Source organism: Bacillus sp. B19-2 (assembly GCF_022832475.1).
Classification (GTDB): Bacteria; Bacillota; Bacilli; order Bacillales; family Bacillaceae; genus Bacillus; species Bacillus paralicheniformis.
On sequence record NZ_JALHKQ010000001.1, the window covers coordinates 766,093 to 788,960 of the forward strand.

General features: G+C 49.0%; 26 protein-coding genes. 25 read left to right on the forward strand and 1 reads right to left on the reverse strand.

Annotation, left to right across the window (positions count from 1 at the left end; all coding sequences use genetic code 11):
* Positions 1–9: 9 nt before the first annotated feature.
* The 4 genes from rsgA (at position 10) to spoVM (ending at position 2,440) form a co-directional block, all read left to right on the forward strand.
* Positions 10–894: a ribosome small subunit-dependent GTPase A gene (gene rsgA / locus MST20_RS03975; RefSeq protein WP_243940251.1), complete on the forward strand. Its 885-nt coding sequence runs from the start codon at positions 10–12 to the stop codon at positions 892–894.
* A gap of 3 nt (positions 895–897) precedes the next feature.
* Positions 898–1,554, forward strand: coding sequence for a ribulose-phosphate 3-epimerase (gene rpe / locus MST20_RS03980; RefSeq protein WP_039072720.1), 657 nt, complete (start codon positions 898–900; stop codon positions 1,552–1,554).
* 75 nt (positions 1,555–1,629) lie between these two features.
* Positions 1,630–2,274, forward strand: a complete 645-nt coding sequence (locus MST20_RS03985) for a thiamine diphosphokinase (RefSeq protein ID WP_243940253.1) — start codon at positions 1,630–1,632, stop codon at positions 2,272–2,274.
* An 85-nt stretch (positions 2,275–2,359) separates the two neighbouring features.
* The gene (gene spoVM / locus MST20_RS03990) at positions 2,360–2,440 is read left to right on the forward strand and encodes a stage V sporulation protein SpoVM (protein ID WP_003221545.1); all 81 of its coding nucleotides are present in this window, start codon (positions 2,360–2,362) and stop codon (positions 2,438–2,440) included.
* Between the two features lie 118 nt (positions 2,441–2,558).
* On the opposite strand, the gene rpmB is transcribed toward spoVM, so the two are convergent.
* A complete protein-coding gene (gene rpmB / locus MST20_RS03995) occupies positions 2,559–2,747 on the reverse strand; it encodes a 50S ribosomal protein L28 (RefSeq protein ID WP_003181685.1) in 189 nt (62 codons plus the stop codon).
* Between the two features lie 286 nt (positions 2,748–3,033).
* Here rpmB and MST20_RS04000 point away from each other — a divergent pair, with 286 nt between their 5' ends.
* The 21 genes from MST20_RS04000 (at position 3,034) to rplS (ending at position 22,842) form a co-directional block, all read left to right on the forward strand.
* Positions 3,034–3,396 carry an Asp23/Gls24 family envelope stress response protein gene (locus tag MST20_RS04000; RefSeq protein ID WP_243940255.1) on the forward strand — a complete coding sequence of 121 codons (363 nt, stop codon included), beginning with the start codon at positions 3,034–3,036 and terminating at the stop codon, positions 3,394–3,396.
* Positions 3,397–3,413: 17 nt separating this feature from the next.
* Entirely contained in the window at positions 3,414–5,087 is a 1,674-nt protein-coding gene (locus MST20_RS04005; RefSeq protein WP_243940256.1) for a DAK2 domain-containing protein, read from the forward strand.
* 178 nt (positions 5,088–5,265) lie between these two features.
* Positions 5,266–5,928, forward strand: a complete 663-nt coding sequence (sdaAB, locus tag MST20_RS04010) for an L-serine ammonia-lyase, iron-sulfur-dependent subunit beta (protein ID WP_152848014.1) — start codon at positions 5,266–5,268, stop codon at positions 5,926–5,928.
* 17 nt (positions 5,929–5,945) lie between these two features.
* Positions 5,946–6,848: an L-serine ammonia-lyase, iron-sulfur-dependent, subunit alpha gene (sdaAA, locus tag MST20_RS04015; RefSeq protein WP_243940258.1), complete on the forward strand. Its 903-nt coding sequence runs from the start codon at positions 5,946–5,948 to the stop codon at positions 6,846–6,848.
* Positions 6,826–8,874, forward strand: a complete 2,049-nt coding sequence (gene recG / locus MST20_RS04020; RefSeq protein ID WP_243940260.1) for an ATP-dependent DNA helicase RecG — start codon at positions 6,826–6,828, stop codon at positions 8,872–8,874. Before sdaAA ends, recG begins: the two co-directional genes overlap by 23 nt.
* A 116-nt stretch (positions 8,875–8,990) precedes the next feature.
* Positions 8,991–9,557 carry a transcription factor FapR gene (fapR, locus tag MST20_RS04025; protein WP_020451360.1) on the forward strand — a complete coding sequence of 189 codons (567 nt, stop codon included), beginning with the start codon at positions 8,991–8,993 and terminating at the stop codon, positions 9,555–9,557.
* A gap of 17 nt (positions 9,558–9,574) precedes the next feature.
* Positions 9,575–10,567: a phosphate acyltransferase PlsX gene (gene plsX, locus MST20_RS04030; RefSeq protein ID WP_243940262.1), complete on the forward strand. Its 993-nt coding sequence runs from the start codon at positions 9,575–9,577 to the stop codon at positions 10,565–10,567.
* A gap of 17 nt (positions 10,568–10,584) precedes the next feature.
* Positions 10,585–11,544 (forward strand): ACP S-malonyltransferase, encoded by a 960-nt coding sequence (gene fabD / locus MST20_RS04035; protein WP_243940264.1) that lies wholly within the window; start codon positions 10,585–10,587, stop codon positions 11,542–11,544.
* On the forward strand, positions 11,531–12,274 hold the full coding sequence (gene fabG / locus MST20_RS04040; protein ID WP_243940266.1) for a 3-oxoacyl-[acyl-carrier-protein] reductase: 744 nt from the start codon (positions 11,531–11,533) through the stop codon (positions 12,272–12,274). The genes fabD and fabG overlap by 14 nt, the downstream gene beginning before the upstream one ends.
* A 76-nt stretch (positions 12,275–12,350) precedes the next feature.
* A complete protein-coding gene (gene acpP / locus MST20_RS04045; RefSeq protein WP_003181706.1) occupies positions 12,351–12,584 on the forward strand; it encodes an acyl carrier protein in 234 nt (77 codons plus the stop codon).
* A gap of 140 nt (positions 12,585–12,724) precedes the next feature.
* Entirely contained in the window at positions 12,725–13,474 is a 750-nt protein-coding gene (gene rnc, locus MST20_RS04050) for a ribonuclease III (RefSeq protein WP_075752863.1), read from the forward strand.
* A 99-nt stretch (positions 13,475–13,573) separates the two neighbouring features.
* A complete protein-coding gene (gene smc / locus MST20_RS04055) occupies positions 13,574–17,134 on the forward strand; it encodes a chromosome segregation protein SMC (protein WP_243940268.1) in 3,561 nt (1,186 codons plus the stop codon).
* A gap of 16 nt (positions 17,135–17,150) precedes the next feature.
* Entirely contained in the window at positions 17,151–18,137 is a 987-nt protein-coding gene (gene ftsY / locus MST20_RS04060; protein WP_065644117.1) for a signal recognition particle-docking protein FtsY, read from the forward strand.
* Positions 18,138–18,270: 133 nt separating this feature from the next.
* Positions 18,271–18,594, forward strand: a complete 324-nt coding sequence (locus tag MST20_RS04065) for a putative DNA-binding protein (protein WP_065644118.1) — start codon at positions 18,271–18,273, stop codon at positions 18,592–18,594.
* A 15-nt stretch (positions 18,595–18,609) separates the two neighbouring features.
* A complete protein-coding gene (gene ffh, locus MST20_RS04070) occupies positions 18,610–19,950 on the forward strand; it encodes a signal recognition particle protein (protein ID WP_243940270.1) in 1,341 nt (446 codons plus the stop codon).
* A gap of 107 nt (positions 19,951–20,057) precedes the next feature.
* Positions 20,058–20,330: a 30S ribosomal protein S16 gene (gene rpsP / locus MST20_RS04075; protein WP_006638197.1), complete on the forward strand. Its 273-nt coding sequence runs from the start codon at positions 20,058–20,060 to the stop codon at positions 20,328–20,330.
* A complete protein-coding gene (locus tag MST20_RS04080) occupies positions 20,330–20,575 on the forward strand; it encodes a KH domain-containing protein (RefSeq protein WP_023857213.1) in 246 nt (81 codons plus the stop codon). Before rpsP ends, MST20_RS04080 begins: the two co-directional genes overlap by 1 nt.
* 137 nt (positions 20,576–20,712) lie before the next feature.
* Positions 20,713–21,099 (forward strand): YlqD family protein, encoded by a 387-nt coding sequence (locus MST20_RS04085; RefSeq protein WP_020451370.1) that lies wholly within the window; start codon positions 20,713–20,715, stop codon positions 21,097–21,099.
* Positions 21,100–21,103: 4 nt separating this feature from the next.
* Positions 21,104–21,628: a ribosome maturation factor RimM gene (gene rimM, locus MST20_RS04090; RefSeq protein ID WP_065644119.1), complete on the forward strand. Its 525-nt coding sequence runs from the start codon at positions 21,104–21,106 to the stop codon at positions 21,626–21,628.
* The gene (trmD, locus tag MST20_RS04095) at positions 21,625–22,356 is read left to right on the forward strand and encodes a tRNA (guanosine(37)-N1)-methyltransferase TrmD (RefSeq protein ID WP_243940272.1); all 732 of its coding nucleotides are present in this window, start codon (positions 21,625–21,627) and stop codon (positions 22,354–22,356) included. The genes rimM and trmD overlap by 4 nt, the downstream gene beginning before the upstream one ends.
* A 138-nt stretch (positions 22,357–22,494) precedes the next feature.
* Positions 22,495–22,842: a 50S ribosomal protein L19 gene (gene rplS, locus MST20_RS04100; protein WP_003181728.1), complete on the forward strand. Its 348-nt coding sequence runs from the start codon at positions 22,495–22,497 to the stop codon at positions 22,840–22,842.
* Positions 22,843–22,868 lie beyond the last annotated feature (26 nt).

The window sequence follows — 22,868 nt, forward strand, 5'->3', positions numbered from 1 at the left end:
AGGTGCAATATGCCTGAGGGCAAAATCATTAAAGCATTAAGCGGATTTTACTATGTTTTGGATGGCGACCAGATCATTCAGTGCAGGGGAAGAGGGGTTTTCAGAAAAAATAAAGTCACCCCTCTCGTCGGCGACGATGTCGTCTACCAGGCCGAAAACGATAAAGAAGGCTACATTCTCGAAATTAAAGACAGATTCAATGAATTGGTCAGACCCCCGATCAGCAACGTGGATCAGGCGGTTCTCGTGTTTTCGGCAAAGAAGCCGACATTCAGCACGTCGCTATTGGATCGTTTTCTAGTGCTGGTTGAGGCGGGTGACATCAGGCCGATCATCTGCATTACGAAAATGGACCTCGTGGATGATGACGCGCTCAAAGAGCGGATTCAGCAATATGCCGAAGACTACCGGAACATCGGGTACAGCGTCTATCTGACATCGATGAAAAACGGAAGCGGCATCGATGACATCGTCTCCCATTTTCAAGATAAAATCACCGTATTCGCCGGCCAGTCCGGCGTGGGCAAGTCTTCGCTTTTAAATGCGATCAGCCCCGACCTTGAACTGAAAACCGCCGGGATTTCCGCTCACTTGGGAAGGGGAAAGCATACGACCCGCCATGTCGAGCTGATCGATATAAACGGCGGGCTCGTCGCGGACACCCCGGGCTTCAGCTCGCTTGAGTTTGCCGGTATTGAAGCTGAAGATTTAGGGTCTGCGTTTTTGGAAATCGGCGAAAAAAGCGCCGAATGCAAGTTCCGCGGGTGCCTGCATATGAAAGAGCCGAACTGCGCCGTCAAACGCGCCGTGGAAAACGGTGAAATCACACAGTATCGCTACGACCATTATGTTGAATTTTTAACAGAGATCAAAGATAGAAAGCCGAGGTATTAAGATATGGTATATGTTGCTCCTTCGATTCTTTCCGCCGATTTTGCCCGTCTAGGGGAAGAGATTCGGGATGTTGAACAAGGCGGCGCCGATTTCATCCACATCGATGTAATGGACGGCCATTTCGTTCCCAATCTGACCATCGGGCCGCTTGTAGTGGAAGCCGTCCGCCCGATCACTGAACTTCCGCTCGACGTTCATTTAATGATCGAAGCGCCTGACCGCTATATACCTGCTTTTGCAAAAGCGGGCGCCGATATTTTGTCCGTCCATGTTGAAGCGTGCCCGCACCTTCACAGGACGATCCAGCTCATCAAAGAGCAAGGAGTCAAAGCAGGTGTCGTCTTGAATCCGCATACCCCTGTGCAGCAGATCGAGCATGTGCTTGAAGACCTTGATCTCGTACTATTGATGACAGTGAACCCGGGCTTCGGCGGACAGTCGTTTATTTCCTCAGTCCTGCCGAAAATCAGGCAGGTCAAGGAGATGGCCGAACAAAAAGGGCTCGCCGACCTGCTGATTGAAGTGGACGGCGGCGTTAACAAAATGACGGCAAGACAGTGTATCGAAGCGGGAGCGAACCTGCTTGTTGCGGGCTCTGCCGTTTATAACGAAAAAGACCGGAAAAAAGCCATTTCCGATATAAAAGGTGCGCTTGGGTAAGGTTTCACGATGAAGAAGAGCCGGCTTTCTCAAGCTGCGCTCTTTTTTTAGGGCGTTCACAGAAAGGACAATGCGATGAAAACGATCAATATTGTAGCGGGAGGCCCTGATCATCTCATTCCCGACTTGCTGCAGTATCAGGACGGGGAGGCGCTTTGGGTCGGGGTTGACAGAGGCGCTGTCACCCTTTTGGAAGCGGGGATCGTGCCTGATGAAGCGTTCGGGGATTTTGACAGCATCACAGACGAGCAAAAAAAAGCGATTGAAAAGGCCGCTCCCCGCCTCCATATTTATCAGGCGGAAAAAGATCAGACGGATTTGGATCTTGCGTTGAGCTGGGCCGTCGAACAGCGGCCTTCATTCATCAGAATGTTCGGCATTTCGGGAGGCAGAGCAGACCATTTTCTCGGGAATCTGCATCTCCTTTACACCGCGATCAAGCAAAACGTCAAGACCATCATGATCGACCGCCAAAATACGATCAGCATGCATCCCCCAGGTTCCTACACCGTCATGCATGATCTAACAAAACCGTACATTTCATTCCTGCCGTTTACGGAGACGGTAAAAAACCTTTCCCTCGAAGGATTTAAGTATTCTTTAAATAAGTGTCATATTGCTCTCGGTTCGACACTATGTATTAGTAACGAACTCATCCATTCACAAGGTGCTTTTTCGTTTTCTGAAGGCATATTAATAATGATAAGAAGCACTGATTAAATATCCTGGCGCTTCCGCTCGCTTTGTGTATGGGATCCGATGTTGAAGGTGGATGCGGTTGCGGACTCTTTGAGGAGGGAAGGGAATGAAATTTTACACCATTAAATTACCGAAGTTTTTAGGGGGAATCGTCCGGGCGATGCTTGGCTCGTTTCGCAAAGACTAAGAAGCGCCGGGTGCGCTTTTTTTGCGGAGCGGGTCATAGGGCTCTCCCCGGATGGCAAAAGAACGAAAAAACGCCTGCCTAAAGCGTACAGTCGCTCTTGGCAGGCGTTTATTTTTTCTTATACACGCTCAACTTTTCCAGATTTCAAAGCTCGAGCAGATACATATACTTTTTTAGGCTTGCCGTTCACAAGGATGCGCACTTTTTGAACGTTAGCGCCCCATGTGCGTTTAGAAGCGTTCATCGCGTGAGAACGAGAGTTGCCAGAACGTGATTTTCTGCCTGTAATAACGCATTTACGTGCCATTTGTTTCCCTCCTAACTATCAAAAAAAACATCATCATTCATTATCAGTTGATCACCTGTGATGCTTCAGATACTTTAATAATTTACCACAGCTAAAAACCGTTTGCAACTATTGATTACTCTGCTTTCAAGAAAAATTCCTTGACATCTTGAAAAAATGAACGCGCTGTAGTATAAGTAGGGTTAGGTTTGGAGAGAAGCCTGCCTGTTCTTTTAAAAAGAAGGTCCTTATAGTAGAATGATGTTAACCAGAGGTCAGAAGCGAGACTCGAAAAGGAGGAACCAACGTGTCCATTGAATTCCGAACAAAATACGGACAGATTGATATATCAAACGAAGTGGTCGCCATGGTTGCGGGAGGCGCAGCGATCGACTGCTACGGGATCGTAGGTATGGCATCCAAGAACCAAATTAAAGACGGACTGACTGAAATCCTCAGAAAAGAAAACTTTGCAAGAGGCATCATCGTCCGCCAAGAAGAAGATCGTATTCATATTGACATGTACATCATTGTCAGCTACGGAACAAAAATTTCAGAAGTGGCACATAATGTTCAAACAAAAGTCAAATATACGCTCGACCATACAGTGGGTCTTGCAGTGGATTCCGTAAATATTTACGTTCAAGGAGTACGAGTGACGAACCCGTAGTTAGGAGGAAAACAAGAGTGTCTATACGAAATCTGGATGGAAAAGCTTTTGCAGAAATGGTTCTGTACGGCGCACGCCATCTGTCTCAAAACGCAAATGTAGTTGATGCGTTAAACGTATTTCCGGTTCCGGACGGAGATACAGGAACGAACATGAATCTGTCGATGACATCCGGTGCAAAAGAAGTGGAGCAGATCGATGCCGCCAATATCGGCAAAGTGGCACAAAGCCTGTCAAGAGGGCTTCTGATGGGAGCGCGGGGAAACTCGGGCGTCATTTTATCCCAGCTGTTCAGAGGCTTTGGCAAATCGATTGAACAAAAATCGGAAATTAACGCGAAAGAATTTGCCGCCGCGTTTCAGGCCGGAGTGGACACCGCCTACAAGGCCGTCATGAAGCCTGTCGAAGGCACGATCTTGACGGTTGCCAAAGATGCGGCAAAAAAAGCAGTGCTCACCGCTCAAACTGAAACCGATATCATCAAGGTGATGGAAGCCGTCGTGAATGAAGCGGAGGCTTCATTGGAGCGGACGCCTGAGCTGCTTCCGGTTTTAAAGGAAGTCGGTGTCGTCGACAGCGGCGGAAAAGGGCTTCTTTACGTGTATGAAGGGTTTCTCGCTTCTTTAAAGGGAGAAAAGCTTTCTGAAAAAGCGGCCGCACTTCCGTCATTGAATGATCTTGTCAGCGCGGAGCACCATAAAAACGCTCAAAGCCACATGAACACAGAAGACATCGAATTCGGCTATTGCACGGAGTTTATGGTGAAGCTTGACAGCGGCAAAAGAAACTTTAATGAAGATGCGTTCCGCCAGGATTTAAGCGGCTTCGGTGATTCGCTGCTCGTCGTCTCAGACGAAAATATCGCCAAGGTGCACATCCATGCCGAATATCCAGGGGAAGTCATGACTTATGCGCAAAAATACGGCAGCCTCATCAACATGAAAATCGAAAATATGAGAGAACAGCATACCGCGATTCTCAGTCAGAACAAACAGGAGACAGCTGCACCGGCTGAAAAAGCGCCGGCAGAAAAACAGCTGTACGGTATCGTCACAGTTGCTATGGGAGAAGGGATCGCCGAGCTTTTCGAAAGCATCGGCGCCACAAAGGTCATAGAAGGCGGTCAGACGATGAATCCGAGCACGGAAGACATCGTTCAGGCGATCAAAGACGCCAATGCAGACACGGTCGTGATTCTGCCGAATAATTCAAACATTGTCATGGCGGCGAACCAGGCCGCGGATGTTGCCGGACAGCATGTGATTGTCATCCCGACGAAGACCGTTCCTCAAGGGATGGCCGCACTGCTCGCATTCAACCCGGCCCTTGGAGCGGACGAGAACGAAGCCGCGATGCTCGGTTCGATCGGCGAGGTGAAAAGCGGACAAATCACCTATGCGGTCAGAGACACAAACATTGACGGCATCGATATAAAAAAAGGCGATTTTATGGGCATCTTAAACGGGAAAATCGTTGAGACGGCATCTGACCAGTTAACAGCAGCGAAAAAGCTGCTCGCAGGCATGATCGATGAAGACAGTGAAATCGTCACTGTGATCAAAGGGGAAGACGCGCCGGAAGAAGAGGCCGAAGAACTCGCAGCCTTTATCAGCGAGACGTACGAAGACGTTGAAGTGGAAGTGCACGACGGTAAACAGCCGCTGTATTCCTACATTCTGGCTGTTGAATAATCGATCAAAGGCAGAAGGGCATGATGATAAAAGCCCTTCTCTTCTTTTGGCTTTTTTTAAAGCAGCCGCCGTTCGGGCGTTGTCTGCTTGCCAATTAGGGAATGATCGATTAGTCTAAAAAAAACGGCTTTTTTTCCTCCGTACAGCGGGGGAATCTGTGTGTAAAAGGGGGATAAGGATGAAGTACAGAAGTGTGTTTGATATTATCGGGCCCGTCATGATCGGTCCGTCAAGTTCTCATACGGCCGGCGCGGCCAGAATTGGCAGAGTCGCCAGAAGCGTGTTTGGAAGGGAGCCGAAACAAATCGTTGTGTCATTGTACGGTTCTTTTGCCGAGACGTATAAAGGACATGGAACAGATGTTGCGATCATCGGCGGCCTTTTGGATTTTGATACATTTGATGAAAGAATCAAAGATTCGATCCGCCTAGCCGAAGAAAAGGGAATCGCCATCGAGTTTCGGGAAGAAGAAGCGGTTCCGAAGCATCCCAATACAGCCCGCATCCTCATCTCTGATGATGAAGGCTCCCTTGAACTCGCAGGCATCTCAATCGGCGGAGGGAAAATCGAAATCATTGAGCTGAACGGCTTTGAACTCAGATTGTCGGGTAATCACCCCGCTATTTTAGTCGTCCATAACGACCGCTACGGAACGATTGCAGGCGTAGCCAATGTGCTTGCGAAGTTCGCAATCAACATCGGCCATATGGAAGTGGCCCGCAAAGACGTCGGCCAGGAAGCGCTCATGACGATTGAGGTCGATCAAACGATCGATCCGGCTGTTTTTGAAGAATTGAGAGCGCTGCCGAACATCATTGAGGTGACCCAGATCGCTGACTAAAAGGAGGGTGAGACGATATGTTTCGAAATGTGAAAGAATTAATTCATTTGACAAAAGAGAAGAACGTGTCCATCTCTGAAATCATGATCACGCAGGAGATCGAGGTGTCAGGCCGGACGCGGGAAGAAATATTCGAGCAGATGGAGGCCAACTTGGCCGTGATGGAAGATGCCGTTCAAAAAGGTGTTGAAGGCGTCGTGTCGCACTCCGGATTGACGGGCGGAGACGCCGTTAAGCTTCAAGCCTACCTCAAATCGGGCAAAGGGCTGTCAGGGGATGTCATCCTTGACGCTGTCAGCAAAGCGGTTGCGACAAATGAAGTCAACGCTGCGATGGGAACGATTTGCGCAACGCCGACAGCCGGATCGGCCGGCGTTGTCCCGGGGACGCTTTTTGCGGTAAAAGAGAAACTTCAGCCGACGAAAGAGCAGATGGTCCGCTTTTTATTTACATCGGGAGCGTTCGGATTCGTCGTTGCCAACAATGCGAGCATTTCGGGAGCCGCAGGAGGCTGTCAGGCTGAAGTCGGCTCGGCCTCGGGCATGGCGGCTGCCGCCATCGTCGAAATGGCGGGCGGAACCCCTCAACAGTGCGCCGAAGCGATGGCGATCGCTTTAAAAAACGTACTCGGTCTAGTCTGCGATCCTGTCGCAGGGCTCGTCGAGGTGCCGTGTGTGAAGCGGAACGCGATGGGCGCAGCAAACGCGATGGTCGCGGCTGATATGGCGCTTGCCGGCATTACAAGCCGCATTCCATGCGATGAAGTGATCGATGCGATGTACAAAATCGGGCAGACGATGCCGACGGCGCTGAGGGAAACAGGCCGGGGCGGTCTTGCCGCAACACCGACGGGCAAAGAATTGGAGAAAAAAATATTCGGAGGAGCGTCAGCGGCACGTGGAACACAATCTGCAACTTAATATATCTGTTATAAAAGGCGTCGGGACGGAAACGGAAAAAACGTTAAATGAGCTCGGAATCTATACGGTTCTCGATCTTTTAAACTACTTCCCGTACCGATATGACGATTATGAATTGCGCGATTTGGAAGAAGTGGCACACGACGAACGAGTGACGGTGGAAGGGAAGGTTCACAGCGAGCCTTCTCTTGCCTATTACGGGAAAAAGCGGAGCCGCCTCACGTTCCGGCTATTGGTCGGAAACTATTTGATTACAGCGGTTTGTTTTAACAGGCCTTATTTGAAAAAAAAGCTTGCAATCGGTTCGATCGTTACCGTAACCGGAAAATGGGACAAGCACAGACAATCCGTGATGGTGCAGGAGTTGAAAAACGGGCCGCACCAAGGTGACCAGTCGATTGAACCCGTTTACTCCGTCAAAGAAAACATCACCGTAAAGACGATGAGAAAATTGATTCAGGAAGCCGTCCGCAGCCATTTGCCGTCTGCCGAAGACCCCCTTCCGGAAAAGCTTCGGACCGCCTATAAACTTCTGTCTTATCAGGAGGCGGTAAAGGCGATGCACAAGCCCGAGTCGAGGGAAGCTTTAAAACATGCGCGGCGCCGCTTTGTATATGAAGAATTTTTACTGTTTCAGCTGAAAATGCAGGCTTTGCGGAAGTTCGAGCGGGAAGCGTCCGACGGAATCAGCCACACCTTTCAGCCGGAAGACGTCAATTCGTTTGTCAAAAGCCTCCCGTTTCCTTTGACAAACGCGCAGGCGAAAGCGCTCGACGACATATTAAAGGACATGGTTTCAGGGTATAAAATGAATCGGCTTTTGCAAGGAGACGTCGGATCAGGCAAAACGGCCGTCGCCGCGATTGCTTTATACGCCTCGCTGCTTTCAGGATTCCAGGGAGCGATGATGGTGCCGACCGAAATACTGGCGGAACAGCACGCCGATTCATTGGTATCCCTCTTTGAGCAGCACGATGTCAATGTTGCGCTTTTAACAAGCTCTGTGAAAGGGAAAAGGAGAAGAGAGCTTTTAGAAAGATTAAAAGAAGGAGAAATTGATATTTTGGTGGGGACGCACGCCCTTATTCAGGACGATGTCCATTTTAAACAGCTCGGACTCGTGATCACCGATGAACAGCACCGCTTCGGCGTCGAGCAAAGAAAAAAACTGAGAAGCAAAGGGAAAGATCCCGATGTCTTGTTTATGACGGCGACGCCGATTCCGAGAACACTGGCGATCACGGTTTTCGGGGAAATGGATGTGTCCGTCATCGATGAAATGCCGGCTGGGCGAAAGCGGATCGAGACTTATTGGGTGAAGCATGACATGCTCGAACGAATTCTCGCGTTTATCGAAAAAGAACTGAAAAAAGGCAGACAGGCATATGTGATTTGTCCCTTGATTGAAGAATCGGACAAGCTTGACGTTCAAAACGCGATCGATGTGCACAGCATGCTGACCCATGCTTTCAGAGGAAGGTGGCAGATCGGCCTTATGCACGGAAAGCTGTCAAATGACGAGAAAGAACAGGTGATGAGGCAGTTCAGCAAAAACGAATGCCAGATTCTCGTTTCCACAACCGTCGTTGAAGTCGGGGTAAACGTTCCGAATGCAACGGTCATGCTGATCTATGATGCCGACCGGTTCGGCCTTTCCCAGCTCCACCAGCTTCGAGGCCGGGTCGGGCGGGGCGACCACCAGTCGTATTGCATCTTGATGGCAGACCCGAAATCAGAAACAGGCAAAGAGCGCATGAGCATCATGTCTGAGACGACCGACGGCTTTGAGCTTTCTGAAAAGGACCTTGAACTGAGAGGACCCGGGGACTTCTTCGGCAAAAAACAGAGCGGGATGCCGGAGTTTAAAGTCGCTGACATGGTTCACGACTACCGCGCGCTGGAAACGGCAAGAAGAGACGCTGCAGAACTTGTCTCTTCAAAGGCGTTCTGGACGGATGCCGAATATGAAAGCCTGCGGGAACACTTGCACAACAGCGGGGTGATGGACGGAGAAAAGCTGAGCTGACCTGGAATCCTGTGAAATTTTATCGTCGGCGGGTAAAGAAAGATTGCATTCCAATCTATGAAATTATATACTACTATTAGTACCTAGTCATAATTGCGCGGATGGTGTTTAAAAACATGAGAAAAAGTAAGAGAGAACGCCAAGAATTGCTGCAGCAGACGATTCGTACGACCCCGTTTATTACGGACGAGGAGTTAGCGGAGAAATTTAACGTCAGCATTCAGACGATTCGCTTGGACCGTTTGGAACTTTCCATACCTGAACTGAGAGAAAGAATCAAAAGTGTTGCCGAGAAATCTCTTGAAGATGAAGTCAAGTCTCTCCCGCTCGACGAGGTCATTGGCGAGATCATTGATTTGGAGCTGGATGAGCACGCGATTTCCATTCTGGAGATCAGAACGGAGCATGTGTTCAGCCGAAATCAAATCGCCAGGGGGCACCATTTGTTTGCCCAGGCCAACTCGCTCGCAGTCGCCCTTATCGACGATGAGCTCGCATTGACGGCCAAAGCGGACATCCGCTTTACCAGGCAGGTCAAGCAAGGCGAACGGGTCGTTGCAAAAGCGAAAGTCGTAAAGCTTGATAAAGATAAAGGCAGAACGGTTGTTGAAGTGAACAGCTATGTTGCCGAAGAGCCTGTGTTTTCAGGCGAATTTGTCATGTATCGTTCAAAACAATCATAGAAGGTGGCGCGTAAGTCATGAAAATTGCTGTAGATGCCATGGGAGGGGACAATGCTCCCAAAGCGGTTATTGAAGGCGTGATGAAAGCGGTCGAAGATTTCGAAGACCTCGAGATCACGCTGATCGGCGACCGGGAAAAAATAGCCGCCCATTTAACGGAACACGGGCGGATCACTGTTAAACATGCGGAAGAAGTCATCGAGGCGACAGACGAACCAGTCAGAGCCGTCAGAAGAAAGAAGAATTCATCGATGGTTCTGATGGCCGGGGAAGTCGCCGAAGGCAGGGCGGATGCCTGCATTTCCGCCGGAAACACCGGAGCGCTTATGACGGCCGGGCTCTTTATCGTCGGCCGGATTGAAGGGATTGAAAGGCCTGCGTTGGCGCCGACATTGCCGACTGTCTCCGGAGACGGCTTTCTCCTTCTTGATGTCGGAGCGAATGTGGACGCCAAGCCCGAACATCTCGTTCAATACGCCATTATGGGATCTGTTTACGGAGAACAGGTGCTGGGCGTCAAAAATCCGCGCATCGGACTTTTAAACGTCGGAACCGAAGACAAAAAAGGAAATGAGCTTGCCAAGCAGACCTTTCAAAAATTAAAGGAAACCGATTTGAACTTCATCGGCAACGTGGAAGCGCGCGACATGCTGGAGGGAGTCGCTGATGTCATCGTGACAGACGGCTTTACCGGTAACATTGCCTTGAAAACGGTCGAGGGTGCGGCGCTGTCCATTTTTAAAATGCTGAGAACGACGCTGACTTCGAGCTTCACGGCGAAGCTCGCCGCCTCTGCGCTGAAGCCGAAGCTGAAAGAAATGAAAACGAAAATGGATTACTCTGAATACGGCGGAGCCGGATTGTTCGGCTTAAAGGCGCCCGTCATCAAAGCGCACGGATCATCTGACGGACGCGCCGTTTATCACGCGATCCGCCAGGCCAGAGAGATGGTCAGCCAAAATGTCGCGGCATTTATCGAAGAAAAAATTCAACAAAAAGCAGATGAATAGTCTGGAGGTTTTAACATATGGGCAAGATTGCTTTTCTATTCCCAGGCCAAGGTTCGCAGCATATCGGCATGGGACACGAATTGTATAAAAAAGAACCGAATGCAAAGAAGATATTTGAAGAAGCGGATCAAACGCTTGAAACAAAACTGAGCACCCTCATGTTTGAAGGGGATGCAAAGGAACTGACGCTTACATACAACGCGCAGCCAAGCCTTTTAACGGCGAGCACAGCAGCGCTTCAAAAACTGAAGGAATGCGGCATTAAAGCCGACTATGCGGCAGGGCACAGCCTCGGCGAGTACAGTGCATTGGTAGCTGCCGGCGCCTTGTCGTTTAAAGACGCGGTTTATGCCGTCAGAAAGCGCGGCGAATTTATGAATGAAGCTGTGCCGGCAGGTGAAGGCGCGATGGCCGCCATTCTCGGGATGGACAGCCAGGCGCTGAAAGAAGTGACGGACAAAGTTTCTGAAGAAGGAAATCTTGTTCAGCTCGCTAATTTGAACTGCCCCGGGCAGATCGTCATCTCGGGAACAGCTAAAGGCGTTGAGCTTGCTTCAGAGCTTGCCAAAGAAAAGGGCGCAAAACGCGCGATCCCTCTCGAAGTCAGCGGGCCGTTCCATTCCGACCTGATGAAGCCTGCAGCTGATAAGCTTCGTGAAGTTCTTGATGCGTGCAAGATCAAAGATGCAGCCATTCCGGTCGTCTCCAACGTAACAGCCGACTTTGTAACGGATAAAGACGACATTAAGAATAAACTGATTGAACAGCTGTATTCCCCTGTGCGATTTGAAGAAACAATCAGCCGCCTGATTGACGAAGGCGTGACGACGTTCATCGAAATCGGTCCCGGAAAGGTTTTGTCAGGGCTTGTAAAGAAAGTGAACCGCAGAGTCAAAACGATTGCCGTGTCAGACCCGAACACAATTGAACTTGCCGTTCAAACGTTGAAGGAGGAAAACGAAAATGCTGGAAAATAAAACAGCCGTTGTGACAGGAGCCTCAAGAGGGATCGGCCGCGCGATCGCCCTGGACCTGGCGAAAAACGGAGCGAATGTCGTCGTCAACTACGCGGGAAATGAAGCGAAAGCGAACGAAGTTGTAGACGAAATCAAAGCGCTCGGCCGTGATGCGTTTGCCTTTAAAGCGGACGTTTCAAATGCGGATGAGGTTCAGGCCATGATAAAGGAAGCGGTCGGACGCTTCGGCTCGCTTGACATCCTTGTCAACAATGCGGGCATTACAAAAGACAATCTGTTCATGAGAATGAAAGAAGATGAATGGGACGACGTCATTAACATAAACTTAAAAGGTGTGTTCAATTGTTCAAAAGCCGTGACAAGACAGATGATGAAACAAAGAAGCGGCCGGATCATCAACATCACCTCGGTTGTAGGCGTCGTCGGTAACGCCGGGCAGGCCAACTATGTCGCGGCTAAATCAGGCGTGATCGGCTTGACGAAAACGCTGGCGAAAGAGCTTGCGTCTAGAAACATCACCGTTAATGCAATCGCACCGGGGTTTATTTCGACGGAAATGACGGACAAGCTGACAACAGACATTCAAGACGAAATGCTGAAGCAGATTCCGCTTGCACGGTTCGGCGATCCGTCTGACATCAGCAGCGCCGTTGTTTTCCTCGCATCTGACCATGCGAGCTACATGACCGGCCAGACGCTCAACATCAACGGCGGAATGGCTATGGTTTAAACGAAATCAAAAATTGAATTATCTCTGGTTTTTTAAAAACGAATCAACTATAATACTTGAGGGGAGGTGAATAGCTATGGCAGACGCATTAGAGCGTGTAACAAAAATCATCGTAGACCGCCTTGGCGTGGATGAAGCCGACGTCACTCTTGAAGCTTCTTTTAAAGAGGATTTAGGCGCTGATTCCCTTGATGTAGTTGAGCTTGTCATGGAACTTGAAGACGAGTTTGATATGGAGATTTCTGACGAAGATGCTGAAAAGATTGCAACAGTCGGTGACGCTGTGAACTACATAAATAGTAAGCAGTAAGCTCATTTAAAGTCCCGTTTAAAGACGGGGCTTTATCCCTTTATAAATGCGGCTTTAATTTTAATGTTTTGCCGATGATACACGACCCTGCCTTTTCATAGGAGGTGAGGTGAACTTGATGTGCCCATATGGAGGTTGCTATGTCAAAACATTCACATTTCAGAGACAAAAAAATGTTTCAAAAGAAAGCGGAGCAGTTTAAAAAGTTTCAGGAACGGATTTCGGTTCAATTTCAAAACGAGAAGCTTTTATATCAAGCATTTACACATTCATCTTATGTGAATGAGCATCGAAAGAAGCCATATGAAGATAATGAGAGGCTTGAATTTTTAGGAGACGCCGTTTTGGAACTGACGATTTCTCAATTTTTATACGCCAAATACCCGGCGATGAGCGAGGGTGATTTGACGAAATTGAGAGCGGCGATCGTATGTGAGCCTTCTTTGGTTTCCCTGGCCCACGAGCTTTCTTTCGGAGAGCTTGTTCTATTGGGAAAAGGAGAGGAAATGACTGGAGGAAGAAAGCGTCCGGCGCTTTTAGCCGATGTGTTTGAAGCTTTTATCGGTGCGCTCTATCTGGATCAGGGGCTCGAAGCTGTCGTGGCCTTTCTGAAAGCGTACGTTTTCCCTAAAATCGACGATGGTGCTTTTTCTCATGTGATGGATTTTAAAAGCCAGCTGCAGGAATTTGTACAGCGCGACGGACGAGGTATTCTGGAGTATAAAATCCTTCAGGAAAAAGGACCGGCGCACAACCGCGAATTTGAAGCAAACGTATCGCTAAAAGGAGAAGTACTTGGGGTGGGAAGCGGCCGTTCCAAAAAAGAAGCAGAACAGCATGCCGCTCAAGAAGCGCTTGCGAAGCTGCAAAAACACCATATGAAACAATAAATCCCCCTTGCAAAACTCAGGGGGATTTCAATGTATTTTAAGCCTTTTCGATGGGGTTATGATAGAATTGTAATACTTTAATACATAAGGAGGATCACCATGTTCCTCAAACGTTTAGACGTGATAGGATTTAAATCGTTTGCAGAACGAATTTCTGTAGATTTTGTAAAAGGCGTGACAGCTGTCGTCGGCCCGAACGGCAGCGGAAAAAGCAACATTACCGACGCGATCCGCTGGGTGCTCGGTGAACAGTCCGCCAAATCGCTCAGAGGCGGCAAAATGGAAGACATCATTTTTGCCGGCAGCGATTCGCGGAAAAAGCTGAATCTTGCCGAAGTGACGCTGACGCTTGACAATGACGACCGCTTTTTGCCGATCGATTTTCACGAAGTCAGTGTGACGAGAAGAGTCTACAGATCGGGGGAAAGCGAATTTCTCATCAACAACCAGCCGTGCCGCCTGAAAGATATCATCGATCTTTTTATGGATTCGGGGCTTGGAAAAGAAGCGTTTTCCATCATCAGCCAAGGCAAAGTCGAAGAGATTTTAAGCAGCAAGGCTGAAGAGCGGAGAAGCATCTTCGAAGAAGCGGCCGGCGTATTAAAATACAAAACGAGAAAGAAAAAAGCCGAAAACAAGCTGTTTGAGACACAGGACAACTTGAACCGGGTCGAAGACATCCTCCATGAGCTCGAGGGGCAGGTGGAGCCGCTGAAAGTGCAGGCTTCGATCGCCAAAGACTACCTTGAAAAAAAGGATGAGCTTGAAAAAATCGAAATCGCGTTAACGGCGTATGATATCGAAGAGCTTCACGGAAAATGGGAAGCCCTTCAGCAAAAAGTCGAAAAGGCGAAAGACGAAGAAATGTCCTCGTCTGCGGCCATCCAGGCAAAGGAAGCCAAAATCGAAGAGGCAAGAGACAAAATTCAAGCGCTCGACGAATCTGTCGATGAACTTCAGCAAGTGCTGCTTTTGACTAGCGAGGAACTGGAGAAGCTTGAAGGCCGGAAAGAAGTGCTGAAGGAACGCAAAAAAAACGCGACGCAAAACAGAGCTCAGCTTGAAGAAGCGCTCGTCCAGCGCAGTGAAAAAGAGCGCAGCCTGAAAGAGAAAATCGCCGCGCAGAAGCTTGTGTTTGAAAAGCTCGAGGCCGAAGCAAAAGAGCTTGCCCGAAAGGTGAAAGAAAAGAATCAGGCTCTCTCCGGATACAGCGAAAATGTAGAAGAAGAAATCGAACAGCTGAAAAGCGATTATTTCGAGCTCTTGAACGAACAGGCATCCGTCCGGAACGAGCTTCAATTTCTTGAAGACCAAATGTCCCAATCCGCGGCGCAGCAAAAACGGCTCGCGCAAAACAATGAAAAATATTTAAGCGAGCGGAAGGAAATCGCCGACCGAAAGATGAAAACCGAACACGAATTCAGCCTCGTCGACGAGCGCCTTCACAGCCAGATTCAAGCATTCAGGGACGCGCAAAAAAGCTATGAACAGAAAAAAAGCCAGTACGAGAAAAAGGAATCCGCCCTTTACCAGGCTTATCAATACGTTCAGCAGGCGCGCTCCAAAAAGGAAATGCTTGAAGCGATGCAGGAGGACTTCTCAGGGTTTTATCAAGGCGTCAAAGAAGTATTAAAGGCCAAGGGCGAGCTTCCGGGAATTCGCGGCGCGATTGCAGAGCTGTTAAAGACGGACGAGCGGTATGAAACAGCGATCGAAATCGCGCTCGGCGCAACGGCCCAACATGTTGTCACAGACGATGAAGACGCCGCCAGACGGGCGATTCAATATTTGAAAAAGCATTCGTTCGGAAGGGCGACCTTTCTCCCGCTGTCCGTCATCAAAGAGCGCCGCATCCAGTCGCGAGACATCGAAGCGGCGAAAGAAAATCCGTCGTTCATCGGCATCGCCAGCGAGCTTGTTTCGTTTGATCCGGCCTACCGGACCGTCGTGCAAAATCTGCTTGGCACCGTGCTGATCACCGAGCATTTAAAAGGCGCCAACGATCTTGCCAAACGGCTCGGCCACAGATACCGGATCGTCACCCTTGAAGGGGATGTCGTCAATCCGGGCGGTTCAATGACGGGAGGAGCCGTTAAGAAAAAAAGCAGCTCGCTTCTGGGACGTAACAGGGAGCTGGAAGCCCAGACAAAACGTCTCGCCGAGATGGAAGAGAAAACCGAATTGCTCGAAAAAGAAGTGAAAGCCCTGAAGCAGACGATGCAAGAGCTTGATGCCAAACTTCAGTCACTCCGCGAGGACGGGGAAGGCTTAAGAACCGAGCAGCAGGAAATCAAAGGGCGTCTGTACGAACTCGAAATCGCCGAGAAAAACGTCAACAGCCATTTGGAGCTCTACGACCAGGAAAAATCGGCTCTGTTCGAAGGGGACGAAGACAAGAAACGGCGTAAAAAAGAGCTTGAAGAAAAGCTCACATCGATCGCCGGCGAGCTGAAGCGCCTCGATTCCGAAATTGAAGCCATGACGGAGCGGAAACAGACGCAGACCTCGACGAAAGAAGCGCTGCAAAGCGAGCTGACCGATTTGAAAGTGGTGTTGGCGAAAACCGAACAGTCGTGTGCGAATGAACGGGAAAAGCTTGCAAGGCTTGAAGAAGAGTATGCCGAGAATGCAGAAGCGCTCAAGATTGCCGAAGAGGATCTCTCTTTCTTGACGACAGAAATGTCCTCCAATACTTCCGGCGAGGAAAAACTTGAAGAAGCTGCGAAAAAGAAGCTGAACGACAAAAATAAAACCGCAGAGCTGATCGCATCAAGAAGAGAGCAGCGGATGAAACTGCAAAAAGGCCTTGAAACCGAAGAGCTGGAACTGAAAGAAATGAAGCGCCAGTATAAGCAGATGGCAGGCCTCTTAAAAGACGAAGAAGTCAAGCTCGGCCGTATGGAAGTCGAACTCGACAACCTGCTCTCTTTCCTGCGGGAAGAGTATGGACTTTCATTTGAAGGGGCGAAGGAAAAATATCCTTTGGAGCTTTCCCCTGAAGAAGCGAGGAAGCGCGTCAAGCTGATCAAGCTTGCAATCGAAGAGCTGGGAACGGTGAACCTCGGCAGCATTGAGGAATTCGAAAGGGTCAATGAACGCTACCTCTTCCTCTCGGAGCAGAAAGACGATCTGCTCGAAGCGAAAAATACGCTCTTTAAGGTTATCGAGGAAATGGATGAGGAAATGACGAAGCGTTTTGCGGAAACATTTGCGCAGATCAGTTCTCATTTCGAAGACGTCTTCCGGGCGCTGTTCGGCGGCGGAAGAGCCGAACTCAAACTGACAGATCCGAATGACCTGCTCCAATCGGGCGTCGATATTATCGCTCAGCCTCCGGGCAAAAAGCTGCAGAACCTGAGCCTGCTTTCCGGCGGGGAACGGGCCTTGACGGCGATCGCGCTCCTGTTTTCGATCCTCAAAGTCAGACCGGTTCCGTTCTGTATGCTGGATGAAGTCGAGGCGGCGCTTGACGAAGCGAACGTGTTCCGCTTTGCCCAATACTTGAAAAAATACAGCCATGAAACCCAGTTTATCGTCATCACCCACCGGAAAGGAACGATGGAAGAAGCCGATGTTCTTTACGGCGTGACGATGCAGGAATCAGGCGTTTCCAAGCTGGTCTCAGTCAAGCTTGAAGAAACAAAAGAACTAGTTCAATAAAGCGAGGTTACAGGACATGAGCTTTTTTAAAAAACTGAAAGAAAAAATCACACAGCAGACCGATTCGGTTTCAGGCAAATTTAAAGAAGGCCTGGCGAAAACGAGAAATACGTTTCAGGAGCGGGTCAATGAGCTTGTCTCCCGCTACCGGAAAGTGGACGAGGATTTTTTTGAAGAGCTTGAAGAGGTTCTGATCAGTGCTGATGTCGGCGTTGCAACGGTGATGGAGCTGATTGACGAACTGAAAAGCGAGGTCAAACGAAGAAATATTCAGGACCCGAAAGAGGTTCAGTCCGTCATTTCTGAAAAGCTCGTCGAAATCTATGAAGGCGGGGAGCAGGAAGCAGCAGAGCTCCGCGTCGAAGACGGCCGCTTGAACATCATTTTATTCGTCGGCGTCAATGGCGTCGGCAAAACGACGACGATCGGCAAGCTTGCCCATCAATTCATCAAAGAAGGCAAAAATGTCGTCCTTGCTGCCGGAGATACATTCAGAGCCGGCGCGATCGATCAGCTTGAAGTGTGGGGAGAGCGCGTCGGCGCGCATGTCGTTAAACAGGCGGAAGGCTCGGATCCTGCGGCCGTTATCTATGACGCCGTTCAAGCCGCGAAAGCGCGCGGCGCCGATGTCCTGCTTTGCGACACGGCAGGCCGTCTCCAAAACAAAGTGAACTTAATGAAAGAACTCGAAAAGGTAAAGCGCGTGATTCAGCGCGAAGTGCCTGATGCACCTCATGAAGTGCTGCTTGTACTGGATGCGACGACAGGACAGAACGCGATGACTCAGGCGCGCGAATTTTCCAAAGCGACTGACGTCTCCGGCATCGTGCTGACGAAGCTCGACGGAACGGCAAAAGGCGGCATCGTCCTCGCCATCCGCCACGAGCTCCAGATTCCGGTCAAGTTTGTCGGGCTGGGAGAAAAAATGGATGACCTGCAGCCGTTTGAAGCAGAGTCATATGTATACGGCCTGTTTTCCGATCTGATCGAGAAAGAAGAGTAGGCGCGGAAAACCCCTTCACCGGGGTTTTCTTTTTCGCCGTTATGTATGACAAGATAAAAACTTGACAGATCAAATATTTCAGCGTAAACTAATGTATCGTAAAGGGATTTGACTTAACAAAGGGGAGAGTCTCATGACGCTTGAAAAAACAACGAGAATGAATTACTTATTCGATTTCTATCAGTCGTTGTTGACATCAAAACAAAAAAGCTACATGTCGCTTTACTACTTAGACGATTTCTCCCTTGGCGAAATAGCTGAAGAATATCATGTCTCAAGGCAGGCGGTCTATGACAATATCAAACGGACCGAAGCCATGCTTGAGCAATATGAAGAAAAGCTACTTTTGTTTAAAAAATTTCAAGAGCGCAAGAAGATTTTTGAAGAGCTGAGAAAGCTGACTGCCGGTCAGCCCGAAGCGGAATCCCTGATCGACGCGCTTGAGAAATTAGATTAGGAGGCGGCACTTAATATGGCATTCGAAGGATTAGCCGACCGACTGCAGCAAACGATCTCAAAAATCCGCGGAAAAGGAAAAGTAACGGAGCAAGACGTCAAAGACATGATGCGCGAAGTCCGTTTAGCGCTCCTTGAAGCGGACGTCAATTTTAAAGTCGTGAAAGATTTTGTGAAAAAGGTAAGCGAACGAGCTGTCGGACAAGACGTCATGAAAAGCCTGACGCCCGGACAGCAGGTCATTAAAGTTGTCAAAGAAGAACTGACGGAGCTGATGGGCGGCGAGGAAAGCAAGATTGCCACTGCAAAGCGTCCGCCGACCGTCATCATGATGGTCGGTCTGCAAGGGGCCGGTAAAACGACGTCGACCGGAAAGCTTGCCAACCTGCTTCGCAAAAAACATAACCGCAATCCGCTGCTCGTGGCAGCAGACATCTACCGCCCGGCGGCGATCAAACAGCTGGAAACGCTCGGCAAGCAGCTCGATATGCCGGTATTTTCGCTGGGTGACAAGGTCAGTCCGGTGGAGATTGCCAAGCAGGCGATCGAAAAGGCGAAAGAAGATCATCATGACTACGTTCTCATCGATACGGCGGGGCGTCTTCACATTGATGAAGACCTGATGGATGAGCTTGAGCAGGTAAAAGAAACAGCTCAGCCGGAAGAGATTTTCCTTGTCGTTGATTCCATGACGGGTCAAGACGCGGTCAATGTTGCCAAAAGCTTCAACGAACAGCTCGGTGTGACGGGTGTCATTCTGACGAAGCTTGACGGTGATACAAGAGGCGGGGCGGCCTTGTCGATCCGCGCCGTGACAAACACGCCGATCAAATTTGCCGGGATGGGCGAAAAGCTTGATGCGCTGGAGCCGTTTCATCCCGAACGGATGGCTTCGCGGATTCTCGGAATGGGCGATGTGCTCACCCTTATCGAGAAAGCCCAGGCCAACGTAGACGAAGAAAAGGCGAAAGAACTCGAGCAAAAAATGAAAAATATGAGCTTTACGCTCGACGACTTTTTGGAACAGCTCGGACAGGTCCGCAATATGGGGCCGCTTGAAGATCTGATTCAAATGATGCCCGGCGCAGGCAAAATGAAAGGCTTAAAAAACGTTAAGGTTGATGAAAAACAGCTCAGCCATATCGAAGCCATCATCAAGTCGATGACCGGGAAGGAAAAAGAGCAGCCTGAGATCATCAATGCAAGCAGGCGCAAACGGATTGCGAAAGGAAGCGGGACATCCGTACAGGAAGTCAACCGTCTTTTAAAGCAATTTGAAGAAATGAAAAAAATGATGAAACAGATGACAAACATGACAAAAGGCAAGAAAAAAGGGTTTAAACTCCCCTTCATGTAAACCTGTTTTCAGATGATAAAAACGTTGTTAAGAAAAAACACTTTACAAACACTTTTATCATTGTTAATATACTATCTTGTTGAAATATTTTCGGAGGTGCTAGTAAAATGGCAGTAAAAATTCGTTTAAAACGTATGGGAGCAAAAAAATCTCCTTTCTATCGTATTGTTGTAGCAGATTCTCGTTCGCCGCGTGACGGCCGTTTCATCGAAACAGTCGGAACTTACAACCCGGTTGCAAAACCAGCGGAAGTCAAAATCGACGAAGAGCTTGCGCTTAAATGGCTTCAAACAGGAGCTAAACCGTCTGACACGGTTCGCAACCTGTTCTCTAAAGAAGGCATTATGGAAAAATTCCACAACGCTAAACAAAGCAAATAATGAGTGATCTGCACTTGGAAGAGCTGATTGTATCACTGGTCAAACCGCTTGTGGATCATCCGGATGACGTTCAGGTTTTCAGAGAGGAAAATCCAGAGCGGACGATGTTCCGCTTGTCTGTCAACAGAGAGGATACCGGCAAGATCATCGGCAAAAAAGGGCGCACTGCAAGGGCGATACGCTCTGTCGTATTTGCGGCAGGCGCACAGTCTTCTAAGAAAGTTCAACTTGAGATCGCAGACTAAGGGGAGAGGGTGAAAACCTCCCCCTTTTTTAACATGTAAGAAAAATTGAAACAGATGAACGATTCCGATTGTCAGCTTATGCCAGGCTGCCGGATTTCAGGGAAAGGAAAAATCACGGGACAGTAGGTGATGATGCCATGCAAATTATCCAACGTGTTACCGTTATGCAGGTTTTGACTGAAAACAGCAAAAAAAAGCTGCTGGCTTCTTTTGAAGAACGAAAGGAAATCCTGGAGCGCGAATGCAACCAGCTCTATTTTCAGCTCAGGAAACACGAAAAGGAACACCACAATCCGGCAGCGACTGAATCATTTAAAAAGGAAATTGAAAAACGACAGGACAAGATTAAAATGATCGTTTTTCAAATCAATCAAATCCACACACTGCCGCTTGGCAGCGAAGTAAAGGAAAAAGAAATCGACGCTTTAATGGACATTGAAGTCGGGGATAATTGGCATGATATGACGACGGGAAAAACAATCGTGATTAAAGACGGGATCGTCATTGAAATTCGTCCGAGGTGAAGAAATGCTGAAACAATGGTTTAATGTAGGGAAAATTGTTAATACTCATGGGGTAAAAGGCGAAGTCCGCGTCATTTCAAGAACCGATTTTCCTGAGGAACGGTACAAGCCCGGAAACGCGCTCTACTTGTTCCGTGAAGGAACAGACGAGCCTGTCCAGGTGACCGTCAGCGCCCACAGGCTTCATAAACAGTTCCACCTTTTGCAGTTTAAAGAGGTTGAAACGCTCACCGAAGCCGAAAAATTAAAGAATGCCTTGATTAAAGTTCCCGAAGACCAATTAAGCCAGTTGGCGGAAGACGAGTACTACTTTCACGAAATCATCGGCTGCGATGTTTTCTCGGAAGACGGGGATTTAATCGGCAAGGTCAAAGAAATTTTAACGCCGGGCGCCAACGATGTCTGGGTCGTGGCCAGACCGGGAAAGAAAGACGCGCTCATCCCTTATATCGACGCCGTTGTCAAAGAGATTAACGTGGCGGATCAAACGATCAAGATTCATATCATGGAAGGGTTACTTGACGAATGAAAATCGATTTTTTAACGCTTTTTCCGGAAATGTTTGAAGGCGTGCTCGGCTCGTCGATCCTGCAAAAAGCCCAGGATAAGGACGCTGTCCGCTTTCGCGTGGTGAACTTTCGGGCCTTTTCCGACAACAAGCATCAAACCGTTGACGATTATCCATACGGCGGGGGAGCAGGAATGGTGCTGAAACCGCAGCCTGTCTTTGATGCGGTCGAAAAGCTGACGGCTGAAGCCGAAGGGTCTCCGAAAATCATCCTCGTCTGCCCCCAAGGGGAACGCTATACCCAACAGAAGGCCGAAGAACTGGCGCAGGAAGAGCATTTAATGTTCATTTGCGGGCATTATGAAGGGTATGATGAGCGGATCAGAGAGCACCTGTCTACAGACGAGATTTCGATCGGAGATTTCGTTTTAACAGGGGGAGAGCTGCCGGCGATGATGATCGCAGACAGCGTTGTGCGGCTTTTGCCGGGCGTGCTCGGCAAGGAAGAATCGCATCTTGAAGACTCTTTCAGCACGGGGCTTCTTGAACACCCCCATTACACGCGGCCGGCAGATTATAAAGGTCTGAAGGTGCCGGACGTTCTGACAAGCGGGAACCATGCAAAAATCAAAGAATGGCGGCGGAAGGAGTCTCTCAGGCGCACTTTTTTAAGGCGTCCCGACCTTCTGGAAAACTATCCTTTATCTGAAGAAGAGCGAAAATGGATTTCTGAATGGAAAAACCGGTAGATTCTATTGCACCAGGGAAAAAGGTGTGGTATGATACTACTTGTGACTTGAACGGGAACGCTCGTTTAAGTTTGAAAACGATGTTCCGCTGTGCCGGTTAACTCGCGCAAGAGCATCTGTTGGAAGGAGTTGAAGACGATGCAAAAATTGATTGAAGAAATCACAAAAGAACAATTGCGCACTGATTTGCCTGCGTTCCGTCCTGGTGATACTTTACGTGTACACGTGAAAGTTGTCGAGGGTAACCGTGAGCGTATCCAGGTTTTTGAAGGTGTCGTGATTAAGCGTCGTGGTGGCGGAATCAGCGAAACTTTCACAGTTCGTAAGATTTCTTACGGTGTCGGAGTTGAGCGTACATTCCCATTGCACACACCGAAAATCGCGAAAATCGAAGTTGTCCGTCATGGTAAAGTACGCCGTGCGAAACTTTATTACCTGCGCGAACTTCGTGGAAAAGCGGCTCGTATTAAAGAAATCAGACGATAAAGATAACGAACGAAAAGAGCTTGTTA

Excerpts from the sequence above, each read along its gene's own strand:
- rsgA (WP_243940251.1), top strand. The coding sequence starts at position 10 with ATGCCTGAGGGCAAAATCATTAAAGCATTAAGCGGATTTTACTATGTT.
- rpe (WP_039072720.1), top strand. The coding sequence starts at position 898 with ATGGTATATGTTGCTCCTTCGATTCTTTCCGCCGATTTTGCCCGTCTA.
- MST20_RS03985 (WP_243940253.1), top strand. The coding sequence starts at position 1,630 with ATGAAAACGATCAATATTGTAGCGGGAGGCCCTGATCATCTCATTCCC.
- spoVM (WP_003221545.1), top strand. The coding sequence starts at position 2,360 with ATGAAATTTTACACCATTAAATTACCGAAGTTTTTAGGGGGAATCGTC.
- rpmB (WP_003181685.1), bottom strand. The coding sequence starts at position 2,747 with ATGGCACGTAAATGCGTTATTACAGGCAGAAAATCACGTTCTGGCAAC.
- sdaAB (WP_152848014.1), top strand. The coding sequence starts at position 5,266 with ATGAAGTACAGAAGTGTGTTTGATATTATCGGGCCCGTCATGATCGGT.
- sdaAA (WP_243940258.1), top strand. The coding sequence starts at position 5,946 with ATGTTTCGAAATGTGAAAGAATTAATTCATTTGACAAAAGAGAAGAAC.
- fapR (WP_020451360.1), top strand. The coding sequence starts at position 8,991 with ATGAGAAAAAGTAAGAGAGAACGCCAAGAATTGCTGCAGCAGACGATT.
- plsX (WP_243940262.1), top strand. The coding sequence starts at position 9,575 with ATGAAAATTGCTGTAGATGCCATGGGAGGGGACAATGCTCCCAAAGCG.
- fabD (WP_243940264.1), top strand. The coding sequence starts at position 10,585 with ATGGGCAAGATTGCTTTTCTATTCCCAGGCCAAGGTTCGCAGCATATC.
- fabG (WP_243940266.1), top strand. The coding sequence starts at position 11,531 with ATGCTGGAAAATAAAACAGCCGTTGTGACAGGAGCCTCAAGAGGGATC.
- acpP (WP_003181706.1), top strand. The coding sequence starts at position 12,351 with ATGGCAGACGCATTAGAGCGTGTAACAAAAATCATCGTAGACCGCCTT.
- rnc (WP_075752863.1), top strand. The coding sequence starts at position 12,725 with ATGTCAAAACATTCACATTTCAGAGACAAAAAAATGTTTCAAAAGAAA.
- smc (WP_243940268.1), top strand. The coding sequence starts at position 13,574 with ATGTTCCTCAAACGTTTAGACGTGATAGGATTTAAATCGTTTGCAGAA.
- ftsY (WP_065644117.1), top strand. The coding sequence starts at position 17,151 with ATGAGCTTTTTTAAAAAACTGAAAGAAAAAATCACACAGCAGACCGAT.
- MST20_RS04065 (WP_065644118.1), top strand. The coding sequence starts at position 18,271 with ATGACGCTTGAAAAAACAACGAGAATGAATTACTTATTCGATTTCTAT.
- ffh (WP_243940270.1), top strand. The coding sequence starts at position 18,610 with ATGGCATTCGAAGGATTAGCCGACCGACTGCAGCAAACGATCTCAAAA.
- rpsP (WP_006638197.1), top strand. The coding sequence starts at position 20,058 with ATGGCAGTAAAAATTCGTTTAAAACGTATGGGAGCAAAAAAATCTCCT.
- MST20_RS04080 (WP_023857213.1), top strand. The coding sequence starts at position 20,330 with ATGAGTGATCTGCACTTGGAAGAGCTGATTGTATCACTGGTCAAACCG.
- MST20_RS04085 (WP_020451370.1), top strand. The coding sequence starts at position 20,713 with ATGCAAATTATCCAACGTGTTACCGTTATGCAGGTTTTGACTGAAAAC.
- rimM (WP_065644119.1), top strand. The coding sequence starts at position 21,104 with ATGCTGAAACAATGGTTTAATGTAGGGAAAATTGTTAATACTCATGGG.
- trmD (WP_243940272.1), top strand. The coding sequence starts at position 21,625 with ATGAAAATCGATTTTTTAACGCTTTTTCCGGAAATGTTTGAAGGCGTG.
- rplS (WP_003181728.1), top strand. The coding sequence starts at position 22,495 with ATGCAAAAATTGATTGAAGAAATCACAAAAGAACAATTGCGCACTGAT.